This window comes from Enterobacter sp. LM3 (assembly GCF_046622475.1).
GTDB classification, from domain to species: domain Bacteria; phylum Pseudomonadota; class Gammaproteobacteria; order Enterobacterales; family Enterobacteriaceae; genus Enterobacter; species Enterobacter cloacae_P.
Genome location: NZ_JBJURN010000013.1, coordinates 87638 through 111144 on the forward strand (window position 1 = coordinate 87638; position 23507 = coordinate 111144).

23 protein-coding genes are annotated in these 23507 nt (G+C 55.7%); 5 read left to right on the forward strand and 18 right to left on the reverse strand.

Annotation, left to right across the window (positions count from 1 at the left end):
* Nucleotide 1 precedes the first annotated feature (1 nt).
* The gene (locus ACJ9N4_RS14785) at nucleotides 2–1516 is read right to left on the reverse strand and encodes a sugar ABC transporter ATP-binding protein (RefSeq protein WP_196390707.1); all 1515 of its coding nucleotides are present in this window, start codon (nucleotides 1514–1516) and stop codon (nucleotides 2–4) included.
* 181 nt (nucleotides 1517–1697) lie between these two features.
* Between ACJ9N4_RS14785 and ACJ9N4_RS14790 the strand changes: the two genes are divergently transcribed.
* Together ACJ9N4_RS14790 and yjdP are read left to right on the forward strand one after the other, a co-directional pair.
* A complete protein-coding gene (locus ACJ9N4_RS14790) occupies nucleotides 1698–3980 on the forward strand; it encodes an ATP-binding protein (protein WP_182919271.1) in 2283 nt (760 codons plus the stop codon).
* A gap of 69 nt (nucleotides 3981–4049) precedes the next feature.
* Entirely contained in the window at nucleotides 4050–4376 is a 327-nt protein-coding gene (gene yjdP / locus ACJ9N4_RS14795) for a DDRRRQL repeat protein YjdP (RefSeq protein ID WP_411500591.1), read from the forward strand.
* 48 nt (nucleotides 4377–4424) lie between these two features.
* On the opposite strand, the gene phnP is transcribed toward yjdP, so the two are convergent.
* From phnP to ACJ9N4_RS14875, 16 genes are all read right to left on the reverse strand, one after another.
* Nucleotides 4425–5183 carry a phosphonate metabolism protein PhnP gene (gene phnP, locus ACJ9N4_RS14800; RefSeq protein WP_411500592.1) on the reverse strand — a complete coding sequence of 253 codons (759 nt, stop codon included), beginning with the start codon at nucleotides 5181–5183 and terminating at the stop codon, nucleotides 4425–4427.
* A 9-nt stretch (nucleotides 5184–5192) separates the two neighbouring features.
* Complete coding sequence (gene phnO, locus ACJ9N4_RS14805; protein ID WP_182919272.1) at nucleotides 5193–5627, reverse strand: aminoalkylphosphonate N-acetyltransferase; 435 nt, start codon at nucleotides 5625–5627, stop codon at nucleotides 5193–5195.
* Nucleotides 5620–6171: a ribose 1,5-bisphosphokinase gene (gene phnN, locus ACJ9N4_RS14810; RefSeq protein ID WP_182919273.1), complete on the reverse strand. Its 552-nt coding sequence runs from the start codon at nucleotides 6169–6171 to the stop codon at nucleotides 5620–5622. Before phnN ends, phnO begins: the two co-directional genes overlap by 8 nt.
* The gene (gene phnM, locus ACJ9N4_RS14815) at nucleotides 6168–7304 is read right to left on the reverse strand and encodes an alpha-D-ribose 1-methylphosphonate 5-triphosphate diphosphatase (RefSeq protein WP_182273437.1); all 1137 of its coding nucleotides are present in this window, start codon (nucleotides 7302–7304) and stop codon (nucleotides 6168–6170) included. The genes phnN and phnM overlap by 4 nt, the downstream gene beginning before the upstream one ends.
* The gene (gene phnL, locus ACJ9N4_RS14820; protein WP_182919274.1) at nucleotides 7301–7981 is read right to left on the reverse strand and encodes a phosphonate C-P lyase system protein PhnL; all 681 of its coding nucleotides are present in this window, start codon (nucleotides 7979–7981) and stop codon (nucleotides 7301–7303) included. The genes phnM and phnL overlap by 4 nt, the downstream gene beginning before the upstream one ends.
* A 9-nt stretch (nucleotides 7982–7990) precedes the next feature.
* Nucleotides 7991–8746, reverse strand: a complete 756-nt coding sequence (gene phnK, locus ACJ9N4_RS14825; protein ID WP_182273439.1) for a phosphonate C-P lyase system protein PhnK — start codon at nucleotides 8744–8746, stop codon at nucleotides 7991–7993.
* A complete protein-coding gene (gene phnJ, locus ACJ9N4_RS14830; protein ID WP_182273440.1) occupies nucleotides 8743–9588 on the reverse strand; it encodes an alpha-D-ribose 1-methylphosphonate 5-phosphate C-P-lyase PhnJ in 846 nt (281 codons plus the stop codon). The genes phnK and phnJ overlap by 4 nt, the downstream gene beginning before the upstream one ends.
* The gene (locus tag ACJ9N4_RS14835) at nucleotides 9581–10645 is read right to left on the reverse strand and encodes a carbon-phosphorus lyase complex subunit PhnI (RefSeq protein ID WP_182273441.1); all 1065 of its coding nucleotides are present in this window, start codon (nucleotides 10643–10645) and stop codon (nucleotides 9581–9583) included. Before ACJ9N4_RS14835 ends, phnJ begins: the two co-directional genes overlap by 8 nt.
* Complete coding sequence (phnH, locus tag ACJ9N4_RS14840; protein ID WP_182919275.1) at nucleotides 10645–11229, reverse strand: phosphonate C-P lyase system protein PhnH; 585 nt, start codon at nucleotides 11227–11229, stop codon at nucleotides 10645–10647. The genes ACJ9N4_RS14835 and phnH overlap by 1 nt, the downstream gene beginning before the upstream one ends.
* A complete protein-coding gene (gene phnG, locus ACJ9N4_RS14845; protein WP_182919276.1) occupies nucleotides 11226–11678 on the reverse strand; it encodes a phosphonate C-P lyase system protein PhnG in 453 nt (150 codons plus the stop codon). The genes phnH and phnG overlap by 4 nt, the downstream gene beginning before the upstream one ends.
* Entirely contained in the window at nucleotides 11679–12404 is a 726-nt protein-coding gene (phnF, locus tag ACJ9N4_RS14850; RefSeq protein ID WP_182919277.1) for a phosphonate metabolism transcriptional regulator PhnF, read from the reverse strand.
* Nucleotides 12405–12425: 21 nt separating this feature from the next.
* Nucleotides 12426–13205 carry a phosphonate ABC transporter, permease protein PhnE gene (gene phnE, locus ACJ9N4_RS14855; protein ID WP_182273445.1) on the reverse strand — a complete coding sequence of 260 codons (780 nt, stop codon included), beginning with the start codon at nucleotides 13203–13205 and terminating at the stop codon, nucleotides 12426–12428.
* 50 nt (nucleotides 13206–13255) lie between these two features.
* The gene (gene phnD, locus ACJ9N4_RS14860; RefSeq protein WP_182919278.1) at nucleotides 13256–14272 is read right to left on the reverse strand and encodes a phosphonate ABC transporter substrate-binding protein; all 1017 of its coding nucleotides are present in this window, start codon (nucleotides 14270–14272) and stop codon (nucleotides 13256–13258) included.
* Nucleotides 14273–14295: 23 nt separating this feature from the next.
* Nucleotides 14296–15084, reverse strand: a complete 789-nt coding sequence (gene phnC, locus ACJ9N4_RS14865; protein WP_182273447.1) for a phosphonate ABC transporter ATP-binding protein — start codon at nucleotides 15082–15084, stop codon at nucleotides 14296–14298.
* A gap of 136 nt (nucleotides 15085–15220) precedes the next feature.
* Entirely contained in the window at nucleotides 15221–15655 is a 435-nt protein-coding gene (gene yjdN / locus ACJ9N4_RS14870; RefSeq protein ID WP_411500593.1) for a VOC family metalloprotein YjdN, read from the reverse strand.
* Between the two features lie 120 nt (nucleotides 15656–15775).
* Nucleotides 15776–16111: a zinc ribbon domain-containing protein YjdM gene (locus ACJ9N4_RS14875; RefSeq protein WP_182919279.1), complete on the reverse strand. Its 336-nt coding sequence runs from the start codon at nucleotides 16109–16111 to the stop codon at nucleotides 15776–15778.
* A 597-nt stretch (nucleotides 16112–16708) separates the two neighbouring features.
* Between ACJ9N4_RS14875 and crfC the strand changes: the two genes are divergently transcribed.
* From crfC to proP, 3 genes are all read left to right on the forward strand, one after another.
* Nucleotides 16709–19063: a clamp-binding protein CrfC gene (crfC, locus tag ACJ9N4_RS14880; protein WP_182273450.1), complete on the forward strand. Its 2355-nt coding sequence runs from the start codon at nucleotides 16709–16711 to the stop codon at nucleotides 19061–19063.
* On the forward strand, nucleotides 19060–19938 hold the full coding sequence (locus ACJ9N4_RS14885; protein WP_182273451.1) for a diguanylate cyclase regulator RdcB family protein: 879 nt from the start codon (nucleotides 19060–19062) through the stop codon (nucleotides 19936–19938). The genes crfC and ACJ9N4_RS14885 overlap by 4 nt, the downstream gene beginning before the upstream one ends.
* A gap of 578 nt (nucleotides 19939–20516) precedes the next feature.
* A complete protein-coding gene (proP, locus tag ACJ9N4_RS14890; protein ID WP_411500594.1) occupies nucleotides 20517–22019 on the forward strand; it encodes a glycine betaine/L-proline transporter ProP in 1503 nt (500 codons plus the stop codon).
* Nucleotides 22020–22054: 35 nt separating this feature from the next.
* On the opposite strand, the gene ACJ9N4_RS14895 is transcribed toward proP, so the two are convergent.
* Entirely contained in the window at nucleotides 22055–23008 is a 954-nt protein-coding gene (locus ACJ9N4_RS14895) for a nickel/cobalt transporter (RefSeq protein ID WP_182919280.1), read from the reverse strand.
* Nucleotides 23009–23507 lie beyond the last annotated feature (499 nt).

Genomic DNA, 23507 nt, shown 5'->3' on the forward strand with positions numbered 1-23507 from the left:
ATTACACCGCCTGATGATGAGAGTCGTTCACGCCGGTTGCCAGCGTCATAATGTTTTCCTGGGAGATGTCGCGCCCGTGCAGTTCACCCGCGATGCTACCTTCCTGCATCACGTAGACCCGGTCGCTCATGCCCACCACTTCTGGCAGCTCGCTGGAGATCATTAAAATCGCCACCCCTTTATGCGCCATCTGATTCATGATGCGGTAGATCTCGCTTTTTGCGCCGACGTCCACGCCGCGCGTCGGTTCGTCCAGAATCAGGATGCGCGGGCCAATCGCCACCCAGCGGGAGATGAGTAATTTTTGCTGGTTGCCGCCGGATAACCCGCCCGCGCGCACCTGTGAATGGGGGACGCGGATGTTGAGCAGGGCGATGGCCTCATCAGAAATGGACTGTGCTTTTTTACGGTTAAGCATGCCAAAGGTGGCATCACGTTCCAGCGTTGCCATCGTGATGTTCTCCTGTGCCGCCAGCTCCAGGAACAGCCCCTGTTCTTTGCGGTTCTCAGTCAGAAAACCGATGCCGTTTTCGATTGCTGCGCGTGGGGAGTGGATCACCACCGGTTCACCGTCCACTTCAATCATTCCCCCGGTGGCCTTACGTGCGCCGAAAATCAGCTGCGCCAGTTCGGAACGTCCGGCACCGACCAGCCCCGCGAGGCCAACAATTTCGCCGGAACGCACCTGCAGACTGCAGGGCTGCACTTTTTTGCCGTCGGTGAGGTGATGGACGTTGAGACGCGGGCTACCGAGCGGGATATCGCGCTCTTTGTTGAACAGGTCGCTTAACGGACGGCCAACCATCATCTTCACCAGCTCAGACGCATTCAGCTTGTCGCGCGTCAGGCTGCCAACATATTGCCCGTCGCGCAGGACGCTGACGCGGTCAGAGAGTTCGTACACTTCTGCCATACGGTGGCTGATATAAATGATCGCCATTCCTTCATCACGCAGGCGCAAAATCAGTTCAAACAGGCGATGGGTTTCACGCGAAGAGAGGGCGGCGGTCGGTTCATCCATCACCAGAATGCGGCTGTTGCGGTGCAGTGCGCGGGCAATTTCCACCTGCTGTTGCTCGGCGATAGTCAGTTTCATCACCAGGTCGGTGGCTTTGAAGTGTGCGCCAAGACGGTCAATCACCGCCTGGGCCTGAGTCGCCATCTCTTTACGCTGCACCATTCCACCGCGCGACAGTTCGCTACCGAGGAAGATGTTTTCAGCAACGGTCAGGTTGGGTGCAAGCTGCATCTCCTGATAAATCAGGGTAATGCCTGCGGCCAGGGCATCTTTTGGCCCTTTAATGTGAAACGGCTGACCGTCGATCAGGATCTCGCCACGGGTGGCGGTGTATGCCCCCGCGAGGATTTTCATCAGCGTGCTTTTCCCCGCGCCGTTTTCCCCCATCAGCGCGTGGATCTCACCGGGAAAGACCGTCAAATCCACACCCTTGAGCGCGTGGAAATTGCCAAACGTCTTGGCAATATTGCGCATCTCGAGTACCGGGGTTCTGCTCATGGCGGATCTCCTGTGAATGTCGATATCTGCACTTCATCACAGGTGAGTAAATGCAAAATGTCAGAAGCCGTTCATATTTGTCATAGTTATGAATAGTTAATCGCCGTCACATTTCTCTTTTCCCTCTCCCTGTGGGAGAGGGCTAGGGTGAGGGCACCAAACCGCACAGGAGCCCAAACCCATGTCATCACGCCGACCCCCGTTCTTCACCAGCGCCCGTGGCCGCCTGCTGATTTTTAATCTGCTGGTGGTGGCAGTGACGCTGATGGTCAGCGGTGTGGCAGTGCTCGGCTTTCGTCATGCCAGCCAGATCCAGGAGCAGGTACAGCAGCAAACGCTGAATGACATGACCGGCAGCATGAACCTCGCGCGTGACACCGCCAACGTGGCGACCGCGGCGGTGCGGCTCTCGCAGGTGGTGGGGGCGCTGGAATACAAAAGTGAAGCCGACAGGCTGAAACAAACACAAACGGCACTGCGCCACTCGCTGGAACAGCTCGCCGATGCACCACTGGCGCAGCAGGAGCCGGTACTGGTGGCGCGAATCATTCAACGTAGTAATGAATTACAGCAAAGCGTGACAGGTATGCTGGAGCGCGGGCAGCGCCGTCATCTGGAGCGTAACGCGCTGCTCAGCGCGCTTTATCAGAGCCAGAGTTATCTGCGCCATTTGCAGGATATTAACCGTCGTTACGGCAGCAACGTACCGGATGCGCAACAGCTCGCGGAAATGGACAGGCTACTCATCGCCGCCATTGAAACCCCTGCCCCACGCGCCACGGTACAGCAACTGGATACCGTGACGGCGACGTTGCCCCGCAGCGCGAGCCTGCCGGTGGTGAACCTGGTGCTGCCTGATTTTAACGACGAATTACGTAAACTGGCTCCGTTGTCAAAGCAACTGGAAGAGAGCGATCTGTCGATCAGCTGGTATATGTTTCACATCAAGGCGCTGGTGGCGATATTAAACAGCGATATCAATCAGTACGTGGAGCAGGTGGCGCAGGCCTCCACGCTGCGTACCGCCCAGAGTCATCAGGAGTTGCGCTCCATTAGCGTGTTTATCAGCGTGTTTGCCGTACTGGCGCTGATCATTACCGGGTGCGCCTGCTGGTATATTTACCGCAACCTGGGCTCCAACCTGACCGCTATTTCCCGGGCGATGTCGCGTCTTGCCCACGGAGAGCAGGATGTTTCGGTGCCTGCGCTGCAGCGGCGTGACGAGCTGGGGGAACTGGCGCGCGCGTTTAACGTTTTTGCCCGCAATACTGCCTCGCTTGAGCACACCACGCGGTTGCTGAAAGAAAAAACCTCACAGATGGAGATTGACCGCATCGAGCGTCAGGGGCTGGAGGAAGCACTCCTGCATAGCCAGAAGATGAAGGCCGTCGGGCAACTGACGGGAGGACTGGCACATGACTTTAACAACCTGCTGGCGGTGATTATCGGCAGCCTGGAACTGACCGAACCCACCTCACATGACGCCCCACGCATTACCCGCGCGCTTAAGGCGGCGGAACGTGGCGCACTGCTGACCCAGCGTCTGCTGGCCTTTTCCCGCAAACAATCCCTGACCCCACATGCGGTGGAGATGAAACCGCTACTGGAAAATCTCAGCGAACTGATGTGCCACTCGTTGCCTGCCACTCTCACGCTGGAGATTGAGGCACAATCCCCGGCGTGGCCCGCGTGGATAGATGTGAGCCAGCTGGAGAACGCCATTATTAACCTGGTGATGAACGCCCGCGACGCGATGGAAGGGCAAAGCGGGGTGATTAAGATCCGTACCTGGAATCAGCGTGTGACCCGTAGCGACGGGCGCAGACAGGATATGGTGGCACTGGAGGTCATTGACCGCGGCAGCGGGATGTCGCAGGAGGTGAAATCACAGGTCTTTGAGCCGTTCTTTACGACCAAGCAGACCGGCAGCGGCAGTGGATTAGGCTTGTCGATGGTCTACGGTTTTGTGCGTCAGTCCGGCGGTCGTGTCGAAATTGAAAGCGCACCGGGGCAGGGGACGACCGTGCGCCTCCAGCTTCCGCGCTCGACACTGCCTGCCGTTTCTGACGATGAAATACCCGATGCCACGACATCCGGTGAAAGCGAACGGCTGGTTCTGGTGCTGGAGGATGAAGCCGATGTTCGTCAGACCCTGTGCGAGCAGCTGCATCACCTGGGCTATCTGACGCTTGAAACGGACAACGGTGAACAGGCACTGAGGATGCTGGAGGCGTCGCCGGATATCGGCATATTTATCAGTGACCTGATGCTGCCCGGCAACCTGAGCGGTGCCGAGGTGATTAACCATGTGCGCAGCCACTTCCCTCAGTTACCGGTATTGTTGATCAGCGGCCAGGATTTACGGCCAGCGCATAACCCACAGCTGCCGGACGTGGCATTACTGCGTAAACCTTTTACCCGTGTACAGCTGGCGCAGGCGCTGCGAAAAGTGATGATAATTTGAGATTCCTCTGCTACCTCTGTCGCCTGCCGTTTATTACCTTAAAGCCAGTCCACCTGCGAGTCTGGCCTTATGAAACGTTGCTCTACCGCCCTGTTATTTGGTCTGCTGTCATTAACCAGCCAGCTGGCTCATGCCGATATTGTTGATGATGCTATTGGTAACATTCAGCAGGCGATCAACGATGCCTATAACCCCAGCAGCAGTCGCAGCAACGATGATGGCAATGACGGTTACAGTCGCAGTAGTCAGTCCGACAATCGACGGTACGATGACCGTCGCAGACAGCTTGTAGACCGACGTCAGCGTTTAGATGAGCGCCAGCGCCAGCTGGATGACGATCGGCGTCGGTTAGAAGAGGATGAGCGGCGCCTGGAAGATGATTACGATCGGGGATAAGTGCGGCCTGTTGTCCTCCAGCCCTCTCCCACAGGAGAGGGAGAAAACCTAATCCAGCACTAACACCATGCCGTCATACCCTGCTTCAAACCCGTCCGGCAGTGAATTATCCATCATCCACACGTCAAACTGATGGCTGATATGGGTCAGGATCACCTGCGGGCAGCCAATCACCTCGTTTAACGCAATGACCGTATTTAAATCACAATGATTACGCGGTGTCTCCGCTCGTGGCTCATGGCTGCAGTCAATAATCATTGCCTGTGGTGGGTTGTTGAGCAGAAACTTCATCGTTTTCTCCGGCAGGCCAGCGGTATCAGAAAGCCACGCCACACGGCTGTGGGAAGATTCCAGCAGATAGCCGAACGTGGGTTTCGAATGGTTCAGCGGCAGCGGTGTGACCCGTAGCCCCTGTAGCTCAAACACCACAAATGGCTCTGGCGTGTGGCTAAAATCCAGAAGCCCCGGATGTTTGAATAAGTCATCACAGCCCGCTTCGTCCGGCGGGCCGTATACCGGAATGGTTGCCCCCACACCCCAGCGCAGGGGGAATAGCCCCTGAACGTGATCCATATGATAGTGGGTGAGCAAAAACTGCCGGAAACTGCCCGCGGGCCAGTCGTCCATCAGGTGCGGAATGCCCGCGTCCAGCAACGTGACCGCATCGTTGAATTTGACCACCGCACTGCAGGGGCGGCGGCGATATTCTTCCTGCAAACGTGCCCGGCGGCACGCCGCGCAATCGCAGCCAAATACCGGCACCAGTTGGGCACCACCGGTGCCGGTTAATGTGATAGTCAGACTCATCGCACACCTCTACAGCGGCTTGGTGAATCGAAAATGGCTCTGCGTATACCCTTCACGAACATAGAAACGGTGGGCGTCTACACGCCTGACGCTGGTGGATAGCTCCGTCAGCTCTGCCCCCGCCAGGCGTGCCACGTCTTCCGCCCAGGCCAGCAACTGGCTCCCCACTTTTAACCCGCGCGCCTGTGGCATCACCACCAGTTCCTGGATCTCACCGATCCATCGGGCATGGTGCAGATGAAACTGCATATGCAGGCCAATCATGCCGACGACCTGCCCGTCCAGTTCAGCCAGCTGATAGTGCATGCTGTGATCCTGAAGATTGGCAAGAAACCCGGCGTGAAATGCCTGGTTATCGAACTCAGCCTGCTTAAGCTCGCAGATCAGGGCATAGACGATCTGCGCGTCAACGGCGGTGGCGGGGCGAAGCTGGCAGTCAGGCATGTTGTTTCTCCTTCTGACGGATAAGCGATAAAAAGTTATCGACTGACTGTAGCAAACTTCCGTCGTTATTGAGGATATGGCATTGCGATGGGGTATAGCGCGCCGCACGTTCCAGCCGCTGGTCTATCTCGCGAGCCGATTCGCGTCCCCGGCTTTGCAACCGGCTACGCAGGATATCCGGTGACACCTGCAGACAGACCGGCAGCAGCGCCGCTTCATAGCGGGCGCGAGCCTGTTGAAGGTGCGCCCGTGAGCCGTTGACCAGCACGTCAAAACCCGCGTGCAGCCACAGGTCGATCTCAATGCCGATGCCGTAGTAATAACCGTTGGCGTGCCAGCTCAGCGCCAGCAGATTTTGCCCGGCGCGGGTAAAAAACTCCTGCTCGCTCAAGGCAATATGGTTTTCACTCCCGGCGTTCGCCGCGCGGGTAATGTAGCGGTGTGCAACCAGCAGCTGCGAATGCTCCCGCTGGCGTAATGCCGACAGCAGGCTGTCCTTGCCGGAACCTGATGGCCCCATTAACCAGATGAGTCTTCCCATCAAAACACCCTTTTTCCCTGACGCCAGACGTGGTCGATATGGATGTGCTCGCCTTTACGGTGGGCCAGCACCAGATCCGCCCGTTTACCTTCGGCAATTTCACCGCGATCGTGAAGATTGAGCGCCGTTGCCGGGTTTTTCGTCACCAGACGGATCGCCTGCGGTAGCGTGAAGGGGTTGTGTTCGTCATCTGCTACCCGGAAGGCCGCGTCCAGCAGGCTGGCGGGGTAGTAGTCGGAGGAGAGAATATCCAGCAGGCCGAGTGATGCGAGCTGGCTTGCCGCCACGTTGCCGGAGTGCGAGCCGCCGCGCACGATATTCGGTGCGCCCATCAGCACGTTCATGCCGTGTTTGCGTGAGGCTTCCGCTGCTTCGAATGTGGTCGGAAATTCGGCGATCACGCTGCCAAGCTGATGAGATTCGAGCACATGATCGTGTGTGGCGTCGTCATGGCTGGCTAGCGCGATATTGCGATCCCGGCACAGGGCGGCAATGGAGAGGCGGTTTGGTTGCGACCACTGCGCTGCCAGTGCGAGTTGCTCTTCTTCATAACGGGCCATCTCTTCATCAGAAAGGGAATATTTGCCCTGATAGTATTCACGATACTTCTCAATATTGGCGAACTGGCGCTGCCCCGGAGAGTGATCCATCAGCGACACCAGTGAGACCGGCTCGCGGCCAACCAGTTTTTCAAACAGCGGCAGGGTAGTGTGGTGCGGCAGTTCGCAGCGCAGATGCAGGCGGTGCTCGGCGCGGTTGAGGCCGCGCTTTTGCGTCTCTTCCACGGCGTTGATCATCTTTTCCAGGTTTTCCAGACGATCGCCACCGTCGCGTACATCACCAATCGCCACCGCGTCCAGTACGGTGGTGATGCCGCTGGCAACCATCAGCGCGTCGTGGCTGCTCATTGCCGAATGGGCGGGCCAGTCTACCTTCGGGCGCGGGGTGAAAAATTTATCCAGATTATCGGTATGCAGCTCGATAAGCCCTGGCAGTAGCCAGCCGCCTTCGCCGTCCATCGCTTCGGGTGAGCGGCTCTGGGTTTCGGCAAACGCACGGATCACGCCATCCTGGATCTCAATCGAGCCGTCCACCACCTCATTTTCCAGCACCAGTTTTACGTTATTGATAATCATGCGTTGGTCCCCATCGGGTGCAGTCTGTCTGCCACGCGCGAACGCACGGTTTCGTCGTGGAAGATCCCCACGATCGCCGCGCCGCGTGCTTTGGCCTGTTCGATCAGTTCAACCACTGCTGCACTGTTCTTGCTGTCCAGCGAGGCGGTAGGTTCATCGAGCAGTAAAATTGGGTAATCGACGATAAACCCACGTGCAATGTTCACGCGCTGCTGTTCACCACCGGAAAAAGTAGAAGGGGCGAGATGCCACAGGCGTTCCGGCACGTTGAGGCGCGTCAGCAGGCCCGCAGCTTTGGCGGCGCAGGTTTCACGCGGCACTCCCAGATCCAGTAGCGGCTGCATCACAACGTCCAGCGCGGAGATCCTGGGGATCACCCGCAGAAACTGGCTCACCCAGCCGATCGTTGAACGGCGGACTTCCAGCACCTTGCGTGCCGGGGCTTGCACCAGATCCACCCACTCATCGCCGTGGCGAATATGAATATGGCCTTCATCCGGCAGATAGTTGGCGTACAGGGAGCGCAACAATGTTGATTTTCCGCTGCCGGAGTGGCCGTGTAGCACCACACATTCGCCATTGCTGACCTCCAGAGAGGCATTTTGCAGTACCGGCAGGCGCACACCGTTTTGCTGGTGGAGCACAAAGGTTTTACTCACGTTTTCTACGCGGATCATGTTGGCCTCTTAGTTCTGCAATACCGATGACACCAGCAGTTGGGTGTACGGATGGTGTGGGTCGTCAAGCACGCGGTCGGTTAGCCCACTTTCCACCACCTGACCCTGCTTCATGACCAGCAGGCGGTCTGCCAGCAGGCGCGCAACGCCCAGATCGTGGGTGACAATCACCACCGCGAGGTTCAGCTCTACCACCAGACCGCGCAGGAGATCGAGCAGGCGCGCCTGAACGGACACATCCAGCCCTCCAGTGGGTTCATCCATAAACACCAGCTTCGGATGGGTGACCAGGTTGCGGGCGATCTGCAGGCGCTGCTGCATGCCACCGGAAAAGGTGGTTGGCAGGTCGTCGATGCGCGAGGCGGGGATCTCCACCTCTTCAAGCCAGTGCTGCGCGGTGGCGCGAATATTGCCGTAGTGACGTGCGCCGGTCGCCATCAGCCGCTCGCCGATGTTGCCCCCCGCAGAAACCTGGCGGCGCAGGCCGTCCATCGGGTGCTGATGTACCACGCCCCACTCGGTGCGCAGCAGGCGGCGGCGCTCGGCTTCACTCATGCCATACAGCGACTGGCCTTCATATAAAATGTCACCGTTGTGCGGCGTCAGGCGCGCGGAGATAGACTTCAGCAGGGTGGTTTTGCCGGAACCGGACTCGCCGACAATCCCGAGCACTTCGCCGGGCCACAGCTCGAACGAGACGTCGCTGAAGCCTTTGCCAGGCGCATAAAGATGGGTCAGATTGTTGACCGAAAGCAGCGGTTTCATTGGCCGTTCGCCTCGCTCTGTTGGCGGCAGTAATCGGTGTCGGAGCAGACAAACATCCGTTTGCCCGTGTCATCCAGCACCACTTCATCCAGATAGCTGTGCTTCGAGCCGCAGATGGCACACGGTTCGTCCCACTCCTGCACCGTAAACGGATGATCATCGAAATCGAGACTCTCCACGCGGGTGTAAGGCGGTACGGCATAGATGCGCTTTTCGCGCCCGGCCCCAAACAGCTGCAGGGCGGGCATCATGTCCATCTTCGGGTTATCGAATTTTGGGATCGGCGATGGGTCCATCACGTAGCGACCGTTGACCTTCACCGGGTAGGCGTAAGTGGTGGCGATATGGCCGAAGCGGGCGATATCCTCGTACAGTTTCACCTGCATCACGCCGTACTCTTCCAGCGCGTGCATGGTGCGGGTTTCGGTTTCGCGTGGCTCGATAAAGCGCAGTGGCTCCGGGATCGGCACCTGGAAAATCAAAATCTGATCTTCGGTGAGCGGCGTTTCCGGAATGCGGTGGCGGGTCTGGATCAGCGTTGCGTCTTCGGTTTTTTCAGTGGTGTTGACGCCCGTCACGCGCGTAAAGAAGTTGCGGATCGACACCGCGTTGGTGGTGTCATCAGCGCCCTGGTCGATGACCTTCAGCACGTCTGCTTCGCCAATCACGCTGGCGGTGAGCTGAATACCACCCGTACCCCAGCCGTAAGGCATCGGCATTTCACGGCCACCGAACGGTACCTGGTAGCCCGGAATGGCGACCGCCTTCAGGATGGCGCGACGGATCATGCGTTTGGTTTGCTCATCCAGATAAGCAAAGTTGTAGCCGCTTAAGTTAGCCATGGGTGCGCTCCCGTTGCAGGCGTTTCAGCAGTTCCAGTTCGGCCTGGAAATCGACGTAGTGCGGCAGTTTGAGGTGCGAGACAAAACCTGCGGCTTCAACGTTATCCGCATGAGCCAGCACAAACTCTTCGTCCTGCGCCGGGCCGGAGATATGCTCGCCGTAGTCCGGTGCCTGCAGGGCGCGGTCAACCAGCGCCATCGCCATCGCTTTGCGTTCGCCAAGGCCGAACACCAGCCCGTAGCCGCGGGTGAAGTGCGGATCGCTCTCTTCGGGTGCGACAAAACCGTTGACCATTTCGCACTCGGTCATCAGCAGTTCGCCGACGTTTACCGCAAAACCTAGCTCTTCCGGCACAATTTCGACATCGATAGAGCCGCTGCGAATTTCTGCCGCAAACGGGTGATTGCGCCCGTAGCCACGCTGGGTGGAGTAGGCCAGCGCCAGCAGGTAGCCCTCATCGCCACGCATCAGCTGTTGCAGGCGTGAAGAGCGTGAGCACGGATAGACCGGTGGGGTGCGGGTGATGTCATCAGGCTGAGCACCTGAGTCCTCTTCCGCTTTCGCCAGCCCCTGTTTCGCCAGCAGGCTAAAGACGTGCGGGGACGGTTCCTGGGCGGCGTCGGAGGCGGTGAGTGACGACGTTTCACCGTTTGCCAGCAGGGTGAAGTCCAGCAGACGATGGGTATAGTCGTAGGTGGGGCCAAGCAGCTGGCCGCCGGGGAGATCTTTGTACACCGCGGAGATGCGGCGTTCCAGACGCATTTCAGCCGTGTTCACCGGCTCGCTCACTGCCAGTCTGGCAAGCGTCGTGCGGTAGGCACGCAGCAGGAAGATAGCTTCGACGTTATCGCCGCTGGCCTGCTTCAGCGCCAGCGCCGCCAGCTCGCGATCGGCGATGCCTCCTTCGGTCATCACCCGGTCGACGGCCAGATTTAATTGCTGCTCAATCTGGGCGACGCTCAGCTCGGGAAGCTGGTCATCGCCCCGTCGTCTGTGCTCCTGCAACCTGTGGGCGGCGGCAATCGCCTTCTCGCCCCCTTTGACGGCAACGTACATCAGCACACCTCCACATGGGTGGTTCGCGGAATAGCCAGCAGGCGTTCGCCGCAGGTCAGGATCAGGTCGATACCGAGCGGGAACGGGTGCGGGCGTTCAGTCAGTTCATGAATGATGCACTCCGGTAGCTGTGGTGCGACCATGCGCTCGTCGGCGATACCCGCACCCGTCAGGCGCAGCATGCGACCACCGCTCAGGCTGGATACCTGCAAAATCAGCGTGGCGCTGGTTTCCGGGGCAACAGCCGTGCCTTCGCTCAGGGCGTTGAGCTGCTCGTGGCTGATTTGTTCGTCGGCCACGGCAAATACCGCCTGCCGGGGCTGTTCAACCAGTGGGGCGTTGGTATGAAAACGCAGGTTCTGGCTGGCGATATCATTCGACAGTGCGCCTGAGAGCCACACCGGGGTGTCGTTGTCGACCAGAGTCAGCAGCACGCTGGTGGTGGCGAGGTTCAGCGGCAGCCAGCCCTGGGAGAGCTGATGCAGCGAGACGATCACACCTGGCTCGCTCATGGCTTTCAGCAGGCGACGGAAACTTTGTTGGGCATCCTGGACGGCCAGGGTAAAAGCAGGTTGAAGCGTCATGCGTTGTCTCCGCGAACGAGCGTAAAGAAGTCGACCCGGCTGGTGTTCACTTCGGCCTGACGTGCGGCAATACGGGCAGCGCGGTCAGCTTCCAGCGGGGCAATGAGGGTTTCCATCAGGGTCTGGAAATGGGGTTGTTCCTGCAACAGGGCGTCGACCACAGCACAGCGCTCGGCGTGTTGTTTATCGCGCCCTAGCACGTAGCTGTAACCCAGCGTGCCGCTACTCAGGCGGATCACGGCGCGTGTTAATGTGGCGTCACCGGCGAAGAAGCGTTCGCCCGTGCCGCCCATGCGTGCCTGGATTTGTACCAGGCCAATTTCCGGTGCGCGGAGGGTTTCGTAATCGGGTATCAGGCTGAGTGCGTTCATACGGCCAGAGAGTGCGGCTGGCTGGCTGTGAGCGAGCACGCGCATCCAGCGCTGACGTGTGGAGGTGTCGAAGTGCATTCAGTGCTCCATAGTGAATTCAATCATGTCGGCGCGGGTCAGGCTGACGGAGTATTCCGTCGCGTTGATCTCACCGTCACGGTGGTTAAGGGTGCGCACGCAGAGCAGCGGAGCCATGTTGGGGATCTCCAGCACGTTGCTCTCTTTGGCCTGAGCGCGGCGGGCGCTGATGCGCGTCTGGGTGCGTTTGAGCGCAATGCCCGTGGCGTCACGCAGGAAGTCATGCAGCGAACCGCTGGAGAAGTTTTGCAGCACCGGCCAGAGCGTCAGGTCGGCGAAGTAGTGGTCTATCTGACACACTGCCACACCGTTGACCCGGCGCAGGGTACGCAGGTGGATGACGTTGTCACCCTCCTGAATGCCCATTGCATCTGCCACGTGACTGGAGGCCGGGCGCAGCACCGACAGCAGTTTTTCGCTGGTGGGGTGGCTGCCCTGATCAAGCAGATTCTGGCTAAAGCGTGCCTGTGCATTGAGCGGATAATCGAACGGGCGCATCAGCACCAGCACGCCAATACCCTGACGGCGCTGCACCCAGCCGCGTTCGACCAGCTGATCAATGGCGCGACGCAGGGTGTGGCGGTTCACTTCATAGCGGTCGGCAAGCTGTTGTTCGGCAGGCAGGTAATCTCCGCAACGGTAATGCGTGCGCAGTTCCACCTCGAGTCTGGCTGCAATCTCTTGCCAGCGGGTTGGGTAACTGGTCGGATGTCTGGATAAGTGCATATCAATCAAAGCCTCGCTATCTCAGATGAAGTGCTTACGCAAACGTTGAGAGAGGAAATCCAGCAGGCTGACGGTAATGATGATGAGCACCATCAGGGCGCAGGTTTGCTGGAACTGGAAACCGCGAATGGCTTCCCACAGGGTGACGCCAATACCGCCTGCGCCGACCATGCCAACAACGGTGGCGGAGCGGACGTTGGACTCAAAGCGGTACAGTGAGTAGGAGATCAGCAGTGGCATCACCTGCGGCAGTACGCCGTAGAGGATCTCTTCGATTTTGTTGGCACCGGTGGCGCGAATACCTTCGACCGGTCCGGGCTCGATGGCTTCGACCGCCTCAGAAAGCAGCTTGGAGAGCACGCCGGTGGTGTGAATGAACAGTGCCATTACGCCCGCGAAGGGACCAAGGCCAACGGCGACCACAAACAGCATCGCAAACACCATTTCGTTGATGGCCCGGCAGGCGTCCATCAGGCGGCGCATCGGCTGGTAAATCCACCACGGTACGATGTTTTCGGCGCTCATCAGACCAAACGGAATGGAGAGAATGACGGCAAGGGCGGTGCCCCAGACGGCGATTTGCAGGGTGGTTGCCATTTCGCCAAGGTAGTCCTGCCACTGGCTGAAGTCTGGCGGGAAGAAATCGGCGGCGAAGGTCGCCATGTTGCCGGAATCTTTGAAGAGCAGCAGCGGATCCATTTCTGCACCCTTCCAGGAGATAACAAGTACCGCCAGCAGGATGGCCCAGCTTAATAGCGAGAACCAGCTGCGCTTCGGCGGTGGGACAGTGATGGTTTGCATGTGTGTTCCTTTATCTGTTCTCCCTCTCCCTGTGGGAGAGGGAACCTGAGTTACTGCACTGCTTTATTCACGCTGGTCATCGCACCGAGCGCGGCGGTCAGACGGTCAAGATCTTCCAGCTTCGCCTGAATCTCAGACACTTTGCTGGTCTTCTCTTCGTCCTTCAGACCTTTGTTGTCCTTCACGCCCTGCATCTCTTTAAACAGCGCCAGCTGGCGAATTGGCACCAGCTGCAGGTCGCTGGATGCGCGGAATGGAGCCCAGCCCAGCTTCGCCAGAACCGCCTTCTCTTCCGGCGTTTTGCCGTAGTTCATGAAGAAGTCGTACACCTTGTCCTTGGTGCTTTCGGAGAGGTTTTTACGCCACACAATCGGGTCGCCCGGGATCAGCGGAGATTTCCAGATAACCTTCAGCTCTTTCAGCTTGTCCGGCGCTGAAGTCTTCAGCTTGTCGAGGTTTTCAGTGTTGTTGGTGGCAACATCCACCTGCTTGTTCGCCACGGCCAGAGCGTTGGTTTCGTGGCTGGCGTTAACGGTGCGTTTGAAGTCGCTGGCGGAGGCGTTGTTCTTCGCGAAGACGTAGTAGCCAGGGACGAGGAAGCCAGAAGTGGAGTTCGGGTCGCCGTTACCAAAGGTCAGATCTTTGCGTTTGGCGAGCATATCGTTGAGGTTGTTGATCGGGCTGTCTTTGTTGACGATCAGCACGCTCCAGTAACCCGGGGAGCCATCCGCTGCAACGGTCTGTGCAAAGACCTGGCCGTTCGCGCGATCCACCGCTTCCATTGCGGAGAGGTTGCCGTACCAGGCGATGTCCACTTTGTTAAAGCGCATCCCCTGGATAATGCCCGCATAGTCCGGGGCGAAGAAGGCGTTCACTTTGATCCCCAGTTTGGTTTCCATATCTTTCAGGAAGGGTTCCCACTGAGGCTTCAGGTTCTGCTGTGATTCCGTCGAAATAATGCCAAAGTTCAACGCTTTTTCCTGCTCCTCTGCGTGTGCAGGGCTTAACAGGGTGCTGATGCTGAACATGCTGGTAAAGGCCAGCGCGGCAACCGTTTTATAGCTCATTTCCATTCCTCGTAGTGGGGACGTTAAGCAGCCTGCGCGTTCTCTTCGACGCGGTTAATGCTGCGGTAGAGATGGTCAAAACGTTCGTTATCAAACTGATGGCTTGCACCATCAAAGAACACATGTCCCTGACGCAGCGCGACGATGCGTTCGCAGTAGCGCAGGGCGTAATCCACCTGATGCAGCGTCACCACCACGGTGATGCCATCGTTCTGGTTAATGTCACGCAGGGTTTCCATCACGATGCGGGCTGATTCCGGATCCAGTGAGGCGATAGGTTCGTCAGCCAGAATGATTTTCGCTTTCTGCATTAGCGCGCGAGCAATGGCCACGCGTTGCTGTTGTCCACCAGACAGGGTGGATACACGCTGATGGGCAAAGTGCGCCATACCTACGCGGGTTAGCGCCTGCAAGGCTTCTTGCTTCTGGGAAGGAGAGAACCAGCGCAGGCAGGTGCGCCAGAACGGGGTGCTGCCGAGCGCGCCGATCAGCACGTTTTCCAGTACTGTCAGGCGATTCACCAGGTTGAACTGCTGGAAGATATAGCCCGTCTGGGCGCGGCTTTTGCGGATATTACTCGCCAGACGGCCAGCACGCTGTACGGTGTTACCCAGCAACTCGACGTGGCTTTCCGGTGTTTTATCGCAGGTGAGAAGGCCGCTTAAATGACGCAGAAGGGTGGATTTACCGGAACCGGATGGCCCTAGCAGAGCGACCATTTCACCCTGCTGGACAGTCAGATCAACGGTGTGCAGAGCCTTATTGTGGTGGAAGGTCTTGCTCAGTTTCTCGACGCGAATGACGGTTTGCATGTGCTGGGCCTCACGATAAATGTGGCCTCATGCTGGCGCATCAATATGACATTTTGGTTAAGTCCCGGTTGCGGGAATTTGAAGAGTTGAGCGGAATTTGATGACAGGCGGAGGCAGACTGCCCACCGCCAGCAGGTTAGTGCGGTTTAAGGACATTAATCATCCACGGCACGCCGTATTTATCGATAACTTTACCGAAACCGTGTGCCCAGAAGGTCTCCTGCCAGGCCATTTCGATGATACCGCCAGCGGCAAGGTTATCGAACCAGCGCTTACCCTCAGCGACATCCTCGGTGTCGAGTACCAGGGTGAACCCGGCATACTGTGCTTTGCTGCTGGGGGGCAGCCCATCGCTCATCATGATATCGCTGCCAGCGATGCGGACATTGGAGTGAGCGATAGCGGAATCCGGGAACTGCATGCCAGAGGGACAGCCTTCTGCACTGTTATCGCTTTTTGGCATTTCGCCGAAGGTGATTTTATAAAGAAGCTCTGCGCCGACAGCGTGCTGATAGAAGGCGCTTGCCTCTGCACAGTTGCCGGCGAAAGAGATATAGGGACTTAACGGCATAATCATTACCTCAGGTAAGAGAAGCCCGTTAAGTGTAGTGCTCATACGCCCGGTAAGCGAAGTACCACCGGGCGTTTTTGTCGGATAAACTGTGTTTATCCAGCCTGGAGACTTAAAAAATCAGTTCTTTTTCACGAACTCAGATTTCAGTTTCATCGGGCCAAAACCGTCAATTTTGCAATCGATATTATGATCGCCTTCAACCAGACGGATATTTTTCACCCTGGTGCCGATTTTCAGCATAGAAGAGCTGCCTTTAACCTTCAGGTCTTTAATCACGGTAACGCTGTCGCCATCAGCCAGCAGATTACCGTTAGCATCTTTAACGACAAGTGCATCACTATCCTGAGACGGTTCTGCATCATTCCATTCGTGAGCGCATTCCGGGCAGATGAACATGCCATTATCTTCATAGGTGTATTCAGAATTGCATTTCGGGCAGTGTGGGAGTGACATAGGGGTATCCTCAAAAAGTGCTTAACACGCTGGAAAGTGCCAGCTAAATGGCGGCAGAGTGCCGAAAAAGGTGGCAAGTATAACGCAAATCCACAGTGTTGTCGGTGATATTGTTTAATAAAAAAGTGTGGAAAGCGTGTTGGGAGTGACACTTTCTGTCAGTCAGTTAAGCGATGCTTACGTCATTAACACGGTGGAAAGAATTGGCGCTAAATATATTGAATATTTTATTGCAGCAAATTGCTACGTTCCTCCATTTCGGATAAGGTGAAGCACCACGTTGTTATTTATCCACGGTCTTCATCGTCATACATATCTTATGACGGTGGTGAATTACCTCTCTTTTTAGGTGGGTAAATAATGACGATATATCCTGAAGTTTCCTAAAAATGGGCTACGCTTTTTATCTTTTGGCTATCTGTCAGAAGGAGAGTTTTACACACCATGCAAGGATGATGAATTATTTCTGATTGCCATCAATCAGTTATATTTCAGCAAACATGTTTTCCACACGTGATCATATAAGCCGAAACAGCATAATTAAAACCAGGTGGCTTAATAAAAGTAATAAATTTGCGTTAAGGAAAGGCTTTTATCATGCACACACAGACTATTTTTGAATTAAGCCAGGAAGCTGAGCGTTTGCTACAGCTTGCCTTGCAGAATCTTGATACGTTGAAATCAATGCCGATTGCGATGCTGGACAACACGGCAGCCGCTATGACGGGTGAAAAGAACAACGTCTTGCCTTTGCATTTTAGCGCGCGTGGTGTCGAAGCACAGCAGGCGATGCTGAATAATGAATTACGGAAAATAACCCGTCTGGAAATGGTGCTGGCGATTGTTGGCACGATGAAAGCGGGAAAATCGACCACCATTAATGCGATTGTGGGTACGGAAGTGTTGCCGAACCGCAATCGCCCGATGACGGCACTCCCTACGCTGATCCGCCATACGCCGGGCCAGAAGGAGCCGGTGCTGCATTTCTCTCATGTCTCGCCGATTGATGAGTTAATCCAGCGGTTACAGCAAAAGCTCTGCGATTACGATCGCGGCAAGCTGGCGCTGCGCCTGGAAATTGATAAAGACATGAATACGTTGCTGGAGAGCATTGAAAAAGGTGAGGCTTTTGAAAAGCATCACCTGGGTGCGCAGCCGATATTTCATTGTCTGAAAAGTCTGAATGACCTGGTGCGGCTTTCCCTGGCATTGGGCGTCGAGTTCCCGTTCTCAGAGTATGCGGCTATCGAACACATCCCGGTGATTGAGGTGGAGTTTGTGCATCTCGCGGGTCTGGATGCCCATCTTGGACAACTGACGTTGCTCGATACGCCGGGGCCAAATGAAGCCGGACAGCCGCATCTGCAAAAAATGCTCAGTGAGCAGCTGGCTCGCGCATCGGCGGTGCTGGCGGTGATGGATTACACCCAGCTGAAATCCATTTCTGATGAGGAAGTCCGCCAGGCGATTTCGGCAGCGGGAAAATCGGTGCCGTTGTATGCCCTGGTGAATAAGTTCGACCAGAAAGATCGCAACAGCGACGATGAGGAACAGGTCAGGGCGATGATTTCCGGCACCTTAATGAAAGGGAATATTTCGCCGGGGCAGATTTACCCTGTTTCGTCGATGTGGGCGTATCTGGCGAACCGTGCCCGCTATGAGATGGTCAACAATGGGCGGCTGCCGGATCACCAGGAACAGCGCTGGGTACAGGATTTTGCCGAAGCGGCACTGGGACGCCGCTGGCGTTCAGCAGATTTGGACAATATCGACCATATTCGTCATGCCGCCGATCTGCTCTGGGAAGATTCGCTATTTGAGCAACCTATCCGCAAACTGATTTATGCCGCCTATGCCAATGCGTCGTTATTTGCTCTGCGTTCGGCGTCGCATAAGCTCCTTAACTATGCGCAAAATGCCAGGGAGTATCTCGATTTTCGCTATCAGGGGCTGACGGTGGCCTTTGAGGAGCTGGAGCTTAATATCACGCGGATTGAAGAGGATATGGCGCTGCTGCAGATGCGTCAGCGTGTGGCCAGCGATGAAGTGAAGCACGAGGTCGGGCAGGCGCTGAGTGCCACGGATGACTTTATGGCGCTGCAGAAAAGTGCGCTTAAGCAGGCGATCGGTCATGTCTTTAGCCGTCACAATATCCTTGATTTAGCCGGTATCGATCCGCTGAATCTTCGCCGCGACGAGCCGGAAGAGATGAACCAACTGGTTCTGGAGGATGAGGGGCAGGCACAGATTGCGCTGAGTAAAATCCGCTCTTCCTGCGAGCTGATCATGCTGGATGCACAGAGCAAAATCAGCCGGGAGCTGGCGTTACGTTTCGATCAACTGGAGTCTACGCTGGCGCGTTCGCTGAATGAGGCCATGCGACCGATTGAGGCGAGTATCAAAGAACAGCTTAGTCACGCTGGTTTTCGGGCGCGTATCAGCTTCCCGGCGTTTCAGGCTAACCAGCTTAACTTCAACACGCGTGGGCTGTTTAATGATGCCATCGCGATGGACAACCGCCCGACGGGCCAGCCATCGGGTGCGGGAAGTATGCGTGAAACGGTTTCTCGTTGGCTGAATAATCCTGGCTGGGGCTGGGAAGATTATGTGGAAACGCGCACACGATACGTTATCGATGTTGCACAGCTACATGACAAATTTACGCAGCATATTGATCAGTTTTGTGAACAAATCTGTAAAGCTTTGGCTGCGCAGGTCGATGTCTCTGTTACGGCGGGCATGGCAACGTTCTTTGCGGAATTTTCGTTATGCCTGACGGGGTTACAGGAAAGTTTGCGTGATAGCCTCGCAGTGCGCCAGCAGAATGAGCATTCGACCCGAGCGCTCAGCCAACTGTTGAAGCAAAGTCTCACGACTGCGACGTGGATTCAGGAAGATACCCGACTGTTACGCGATGACATTCAAACTCTATTCGCGGCAGAGCAACCATGACAACACAGCTACTGGATGGTCCCGGGCGGACGCTGGAGTGCATTTATCCTAAATTTATGGTCGATCTGGTTCAGGGGGTGGACGCGGTGCGTCATACCCACCTGGGGCCGCAACAGTTACAGTTTCGTGAGCGTTTGACTCAGGAGATCATGACGCACACCCGGCTGCGGCCCTGGTCAATGGCGGGAATGCTCAACGAAAATGCGGCATTGCGTCTGGGGCTGGCGGAAAAACTGGCCAGTATGCTTGACCCGGGCCACCTCGCGCTGACCCGCATGGCCGATAAACTGATTGCGCTGCGTCAGCAGGCTAACCAGCGTGTGCAGCAATCGCCAGGGCTGCTTCATCAGTATGCCGAGCTTTCTTCGCATTTCAGACAGCGTGCGACGTATAAAGAAAAGGCACTTACCCAACGCGGGTTGACGGTGCAGGCGGGCGAACACAGTGAACAGATTTTTACCCGCTGGCGAGCCGGGAATTATGATGGCTGGTCGCTGGCCGGGCGCTGTTATATTGCGCTGGAGGAGTTGCGCTGGGGCGCGTTTGGCGATGCATGCCGCCTGGCGAATGACGATGTGGCGGCTATGCTCAAGGATAATCTGCGTAGCATGGCGGCAAACTATCTTGCTCAGGGAATTAACGCCTCTCCCGCTACCCGACATTTCTATCATCAATGGCTGGCGACACCAACTGCACCGGGATTAATGGATCATAAAGATATGCTGGGCTGGTTGGGTGACTGGTGCCAGGCAGATAAACATCCGGTGAGCTGGTCGGTGACACAGAACTGGCAAACAGTGGCTCTGGGAATGCCAAGACTCTGTTCGGCAAAACGGCTGGTGGATGCAATGGTCGAAGAGATTTTTGGTGGGTGACCCTTCTTCTGTGAGAACAAGTGGATTAATCAATTAATCCAATGTGTTACACGGTATCAAAGCCGATGTATTTGCTCTCCATACAATAAAAGTAAATAAGCAGGCATCCTGAAATGTGTGCAAAACACCAGGGGTGTTGTGCCTGTTTTTTTTATTGGAATTTTAATTTAATTAAAATGAAACATAATTTTTATTATTGCTTTTGAATATCCGCCGAAAGCAAAGTAACCGGTATGTGATAATTAAAATTGATGCTGATATGGCGGGAGGGTACGCAGTTTGTTTTTTGCTATGCAAAGGATAATAGAGGTGTTTGAGAAAGTGCGTATTCGTCGTAATTGACAAATGCTGAAATCAGATGACAAACCGGGAAAATATGTGTGAAGTTGATCACAAATATAAACGCTGGTAGGGTAATAAAGGTCATTAACTGCCCAGGCAGGCGTCAACAGGTTCGGTTGTATAGGCGTGAAACGTCAATGTAAGTAAACCTGCTACGCTTGAAAGAGGTGAAGCCCTGCCCTTGCAGATCGCACGTTGTCTGTGGTGCAGACTGGGCTCAATCTACGAGGATAGCAATGCTTAAAAGGAAAAAGATAAAACCCATCACGCTTCGCGATGTCACCATTATCGATGACGCTAAATTGCGTAAAGCGATCACCGCCGCCTCGCTCGGTAATGCGATGGAATGGTTCGATTTTGGTGTCTACGGATTTGTTGCCTACGCACTTGGTAAAGTGTTCTTCCCTGGTGCCGACCCAGGCCTGCAGATGATTGCAGCGCTGGGGACCTTCTCTGTTCCCTTCCTGATCCGCCCGTTAGGTGGTCTTTTCTTCGGCATGCTCGGCGATAAATACGGTCGTCAGAAGATCCTTGCCATCACCATTGTCATTATGTCGATCAGTACGTTCTGTATCGGCCTGATACCGTCCTATGCCTCCATCGGCATCTGGGCACCGATTCTGCTGCTGCTCTGTAAGATGGCGCAGGGCTTTTCCGTCGGGGGTGAGTATACCGGTGCGTCGATCTTCGTCGCGGAGTATTCCCCGGACCGTAAGCGCGGCTTTATGGGAAGCTGGCTGGACTTCGGCTCGATTGCCGGGTTTGTCATGGGCGCGGGCGTTGTGGTTCTGATTTCGACTGTAGTCGGTGAAGAGAACTTCCTTGAATGGGGCTGGCGTATTCCGTTCTTCATAGCGCTTCCGCTGGGCATCATTGGTCTTTACCTGCGCCATGCGCTGGAAGAGACCCCGGCGTTCCAGCAGCACGTTGATAAGATGGAGCAGGGCGACCGTGAAGGACTGCAGGACGGCCCAAAAGTGTCGTTCAGGGAGATCGCAACCAAGCACTGGCGTAGCCTGTTGACCTGTACTGGTCTGGTGATTTCCACCAACGTGACCTACTACATGCTGTTGACCTATATGCCAAGCTATTTGTCGCATAACTTGCACTACCCGGAAGATCACGGTGTGTTGATTATTATCGCCATTATGGTGGGCATGTTGTTTGTACAGCCAATAATGGGGTTGCTGAGTGACCGCTTTGGCCGTCGACCATTCATCATTCTGGGGAGTGTTGCGCTGTTTGCGCTGGCGATCCCGGCGTTTATGCTGATTAACAGTGATATGTTGAGCCTGATTTTTGCCGGCCTGCTGATGCTGGCGGTGATCCTCAACTGTTTTATCGGGGTAATGGCGTCTACGTTGCCCGCGATGTTCCCGACACACATTCGCTATAGCGCACTGGCGGCTGCCTTTAATATCTCTGTTCTGATTGCCGGTCTGACGCCGACGCTTGCCGCCTCACTGGTGGAAAGCACGCAGAACCTGATGATGCCCGCTTATTACCTGATGGTGATTGCGGTGATTGGTTTGATTACTGGCGTTACCATGAAGGAGACTGCGAACCGTCCTCTGAAGGGGGCAACGCCTGCGGCATCTGATATCCAGGAAGCGAAGGAGATCCTGCGCGAGCACTACGATAATGTAGAGCAGAAGATTGAAAATATTGACGCAGAGATTGAAGAGCTGCAGAAAAAGCGTTCGCGACTGGTGGATCAGCATCCGCGAATTAGTGAGTAATAAAAGAAAACCCGCCGCTGGCGGGTTTTCTTTTATTAGCATCCGGCGGCGATATAGTCACCGTTGGCGCTGATGGGGATCACCGTCAGGAACAAAAGAGTGGCGAACAGGATCAACACAATCCCGCCAGCTATTTTGCACGCCGGTACTAGCCAGCTCAGAGACGATCCTCCCCCAAACCAGGCTACGGTGCGTTCACGGGCGTAACGTACTGCCAGCGATAACCCCATAATAGAGAGTGCCGTTCCCAGTGACATGGTCATTACTGCGGCAATTCCCCAGGTGACGATGCCCAGTGCGTTCGAGAACATCAGGATCATGATTGCCCCGCTGCACGGGCGCGCGCCAATTGCCAGAATCACCCCCAGACGAGTTTTCCAGTCGCCGGTTGTCAGGTCTGTTCCTACACCGTGATGTCCGCAACCACAGTGTTCATCATGCTGATGCAGAGGGGAGAGTGAACGGATAGCCCTCTTGCGCGGTTTTAAGCTTTTCAGCGTCTGATAAATGATAAATGCACCGAAGGCACCAATTAGCACTGCGCTTATCTTCTCTACATACCAGCGACTCACGCTGATATCTCCTGATGCGAGGTTAAAACCCACTGCCAGAATAAAGACAAAGAGAATGGCGCTGACTCCCTGCATCAGGCTGCCAAGAAAGGGCACGACACGAGCGGCAATTTCGCTTTCTTTATTTGTACTCAGATACGTGGTGACAATGAATTTGCCATGCCCCGGCCCGACGGCGTGAAGGACGCCATAAAGGAAGGCTCCGGTTAATAGCCATAATCCTCCGCTGTACTGGTGGTTGTTCAGCTGTAGCAGGTACATCACCAGATAGCGGTGCAGGGTGATTTGTGTGGCAAGGCACCACTGGATAAAGGCGCTCCAGTGCGTATGTAGCGTAAAACCGGCAAAGAGGAGCGTCAGAACCATTAGTCCAGCGGTTGGGATGCGCCAGTCACGGACGAGACGTTGTGTGATCATAGGGTGGCCTGCTGGGGGGAATGTTTTCCGCCATTATAGTTGATTTTCCCCCTCAGTTCGTCGGTTCGCTCAGGGATCTCTGAGCTGTCTGTGGATAAGTCTGTGTGTAAAAGGGTATAAGGCGGGGTTTTGCTGGGGAATGCAGCAGTCAGTCATTTTTCTGTCATTTAGCAGTTGCAGCGGCACGAGAACTCCCTATAATGCGCCTCCATCGACACGGCGGATGTGAATCACTTCACAAACAACCCGGTCGGTTGAAGAGAAAAATTCTGAAATAACGGGTTGACTCTGAAAGAGGAAAGCGTAATATACGCCACCTCGCAACGGTGAGCTGAAAGCCGCGTTGCAACTGCTCTTTAACAATTTATCAGACAATCTGTGTGGGCACTCAAAGTGACATGGATTCTTAACGTCCTCGGACGATAAATGAATACCAAGTCTCAACGAGTGAACACGTAATTCATTACGAAGTTTAATTCATTGAGCATCAAACTTTTAA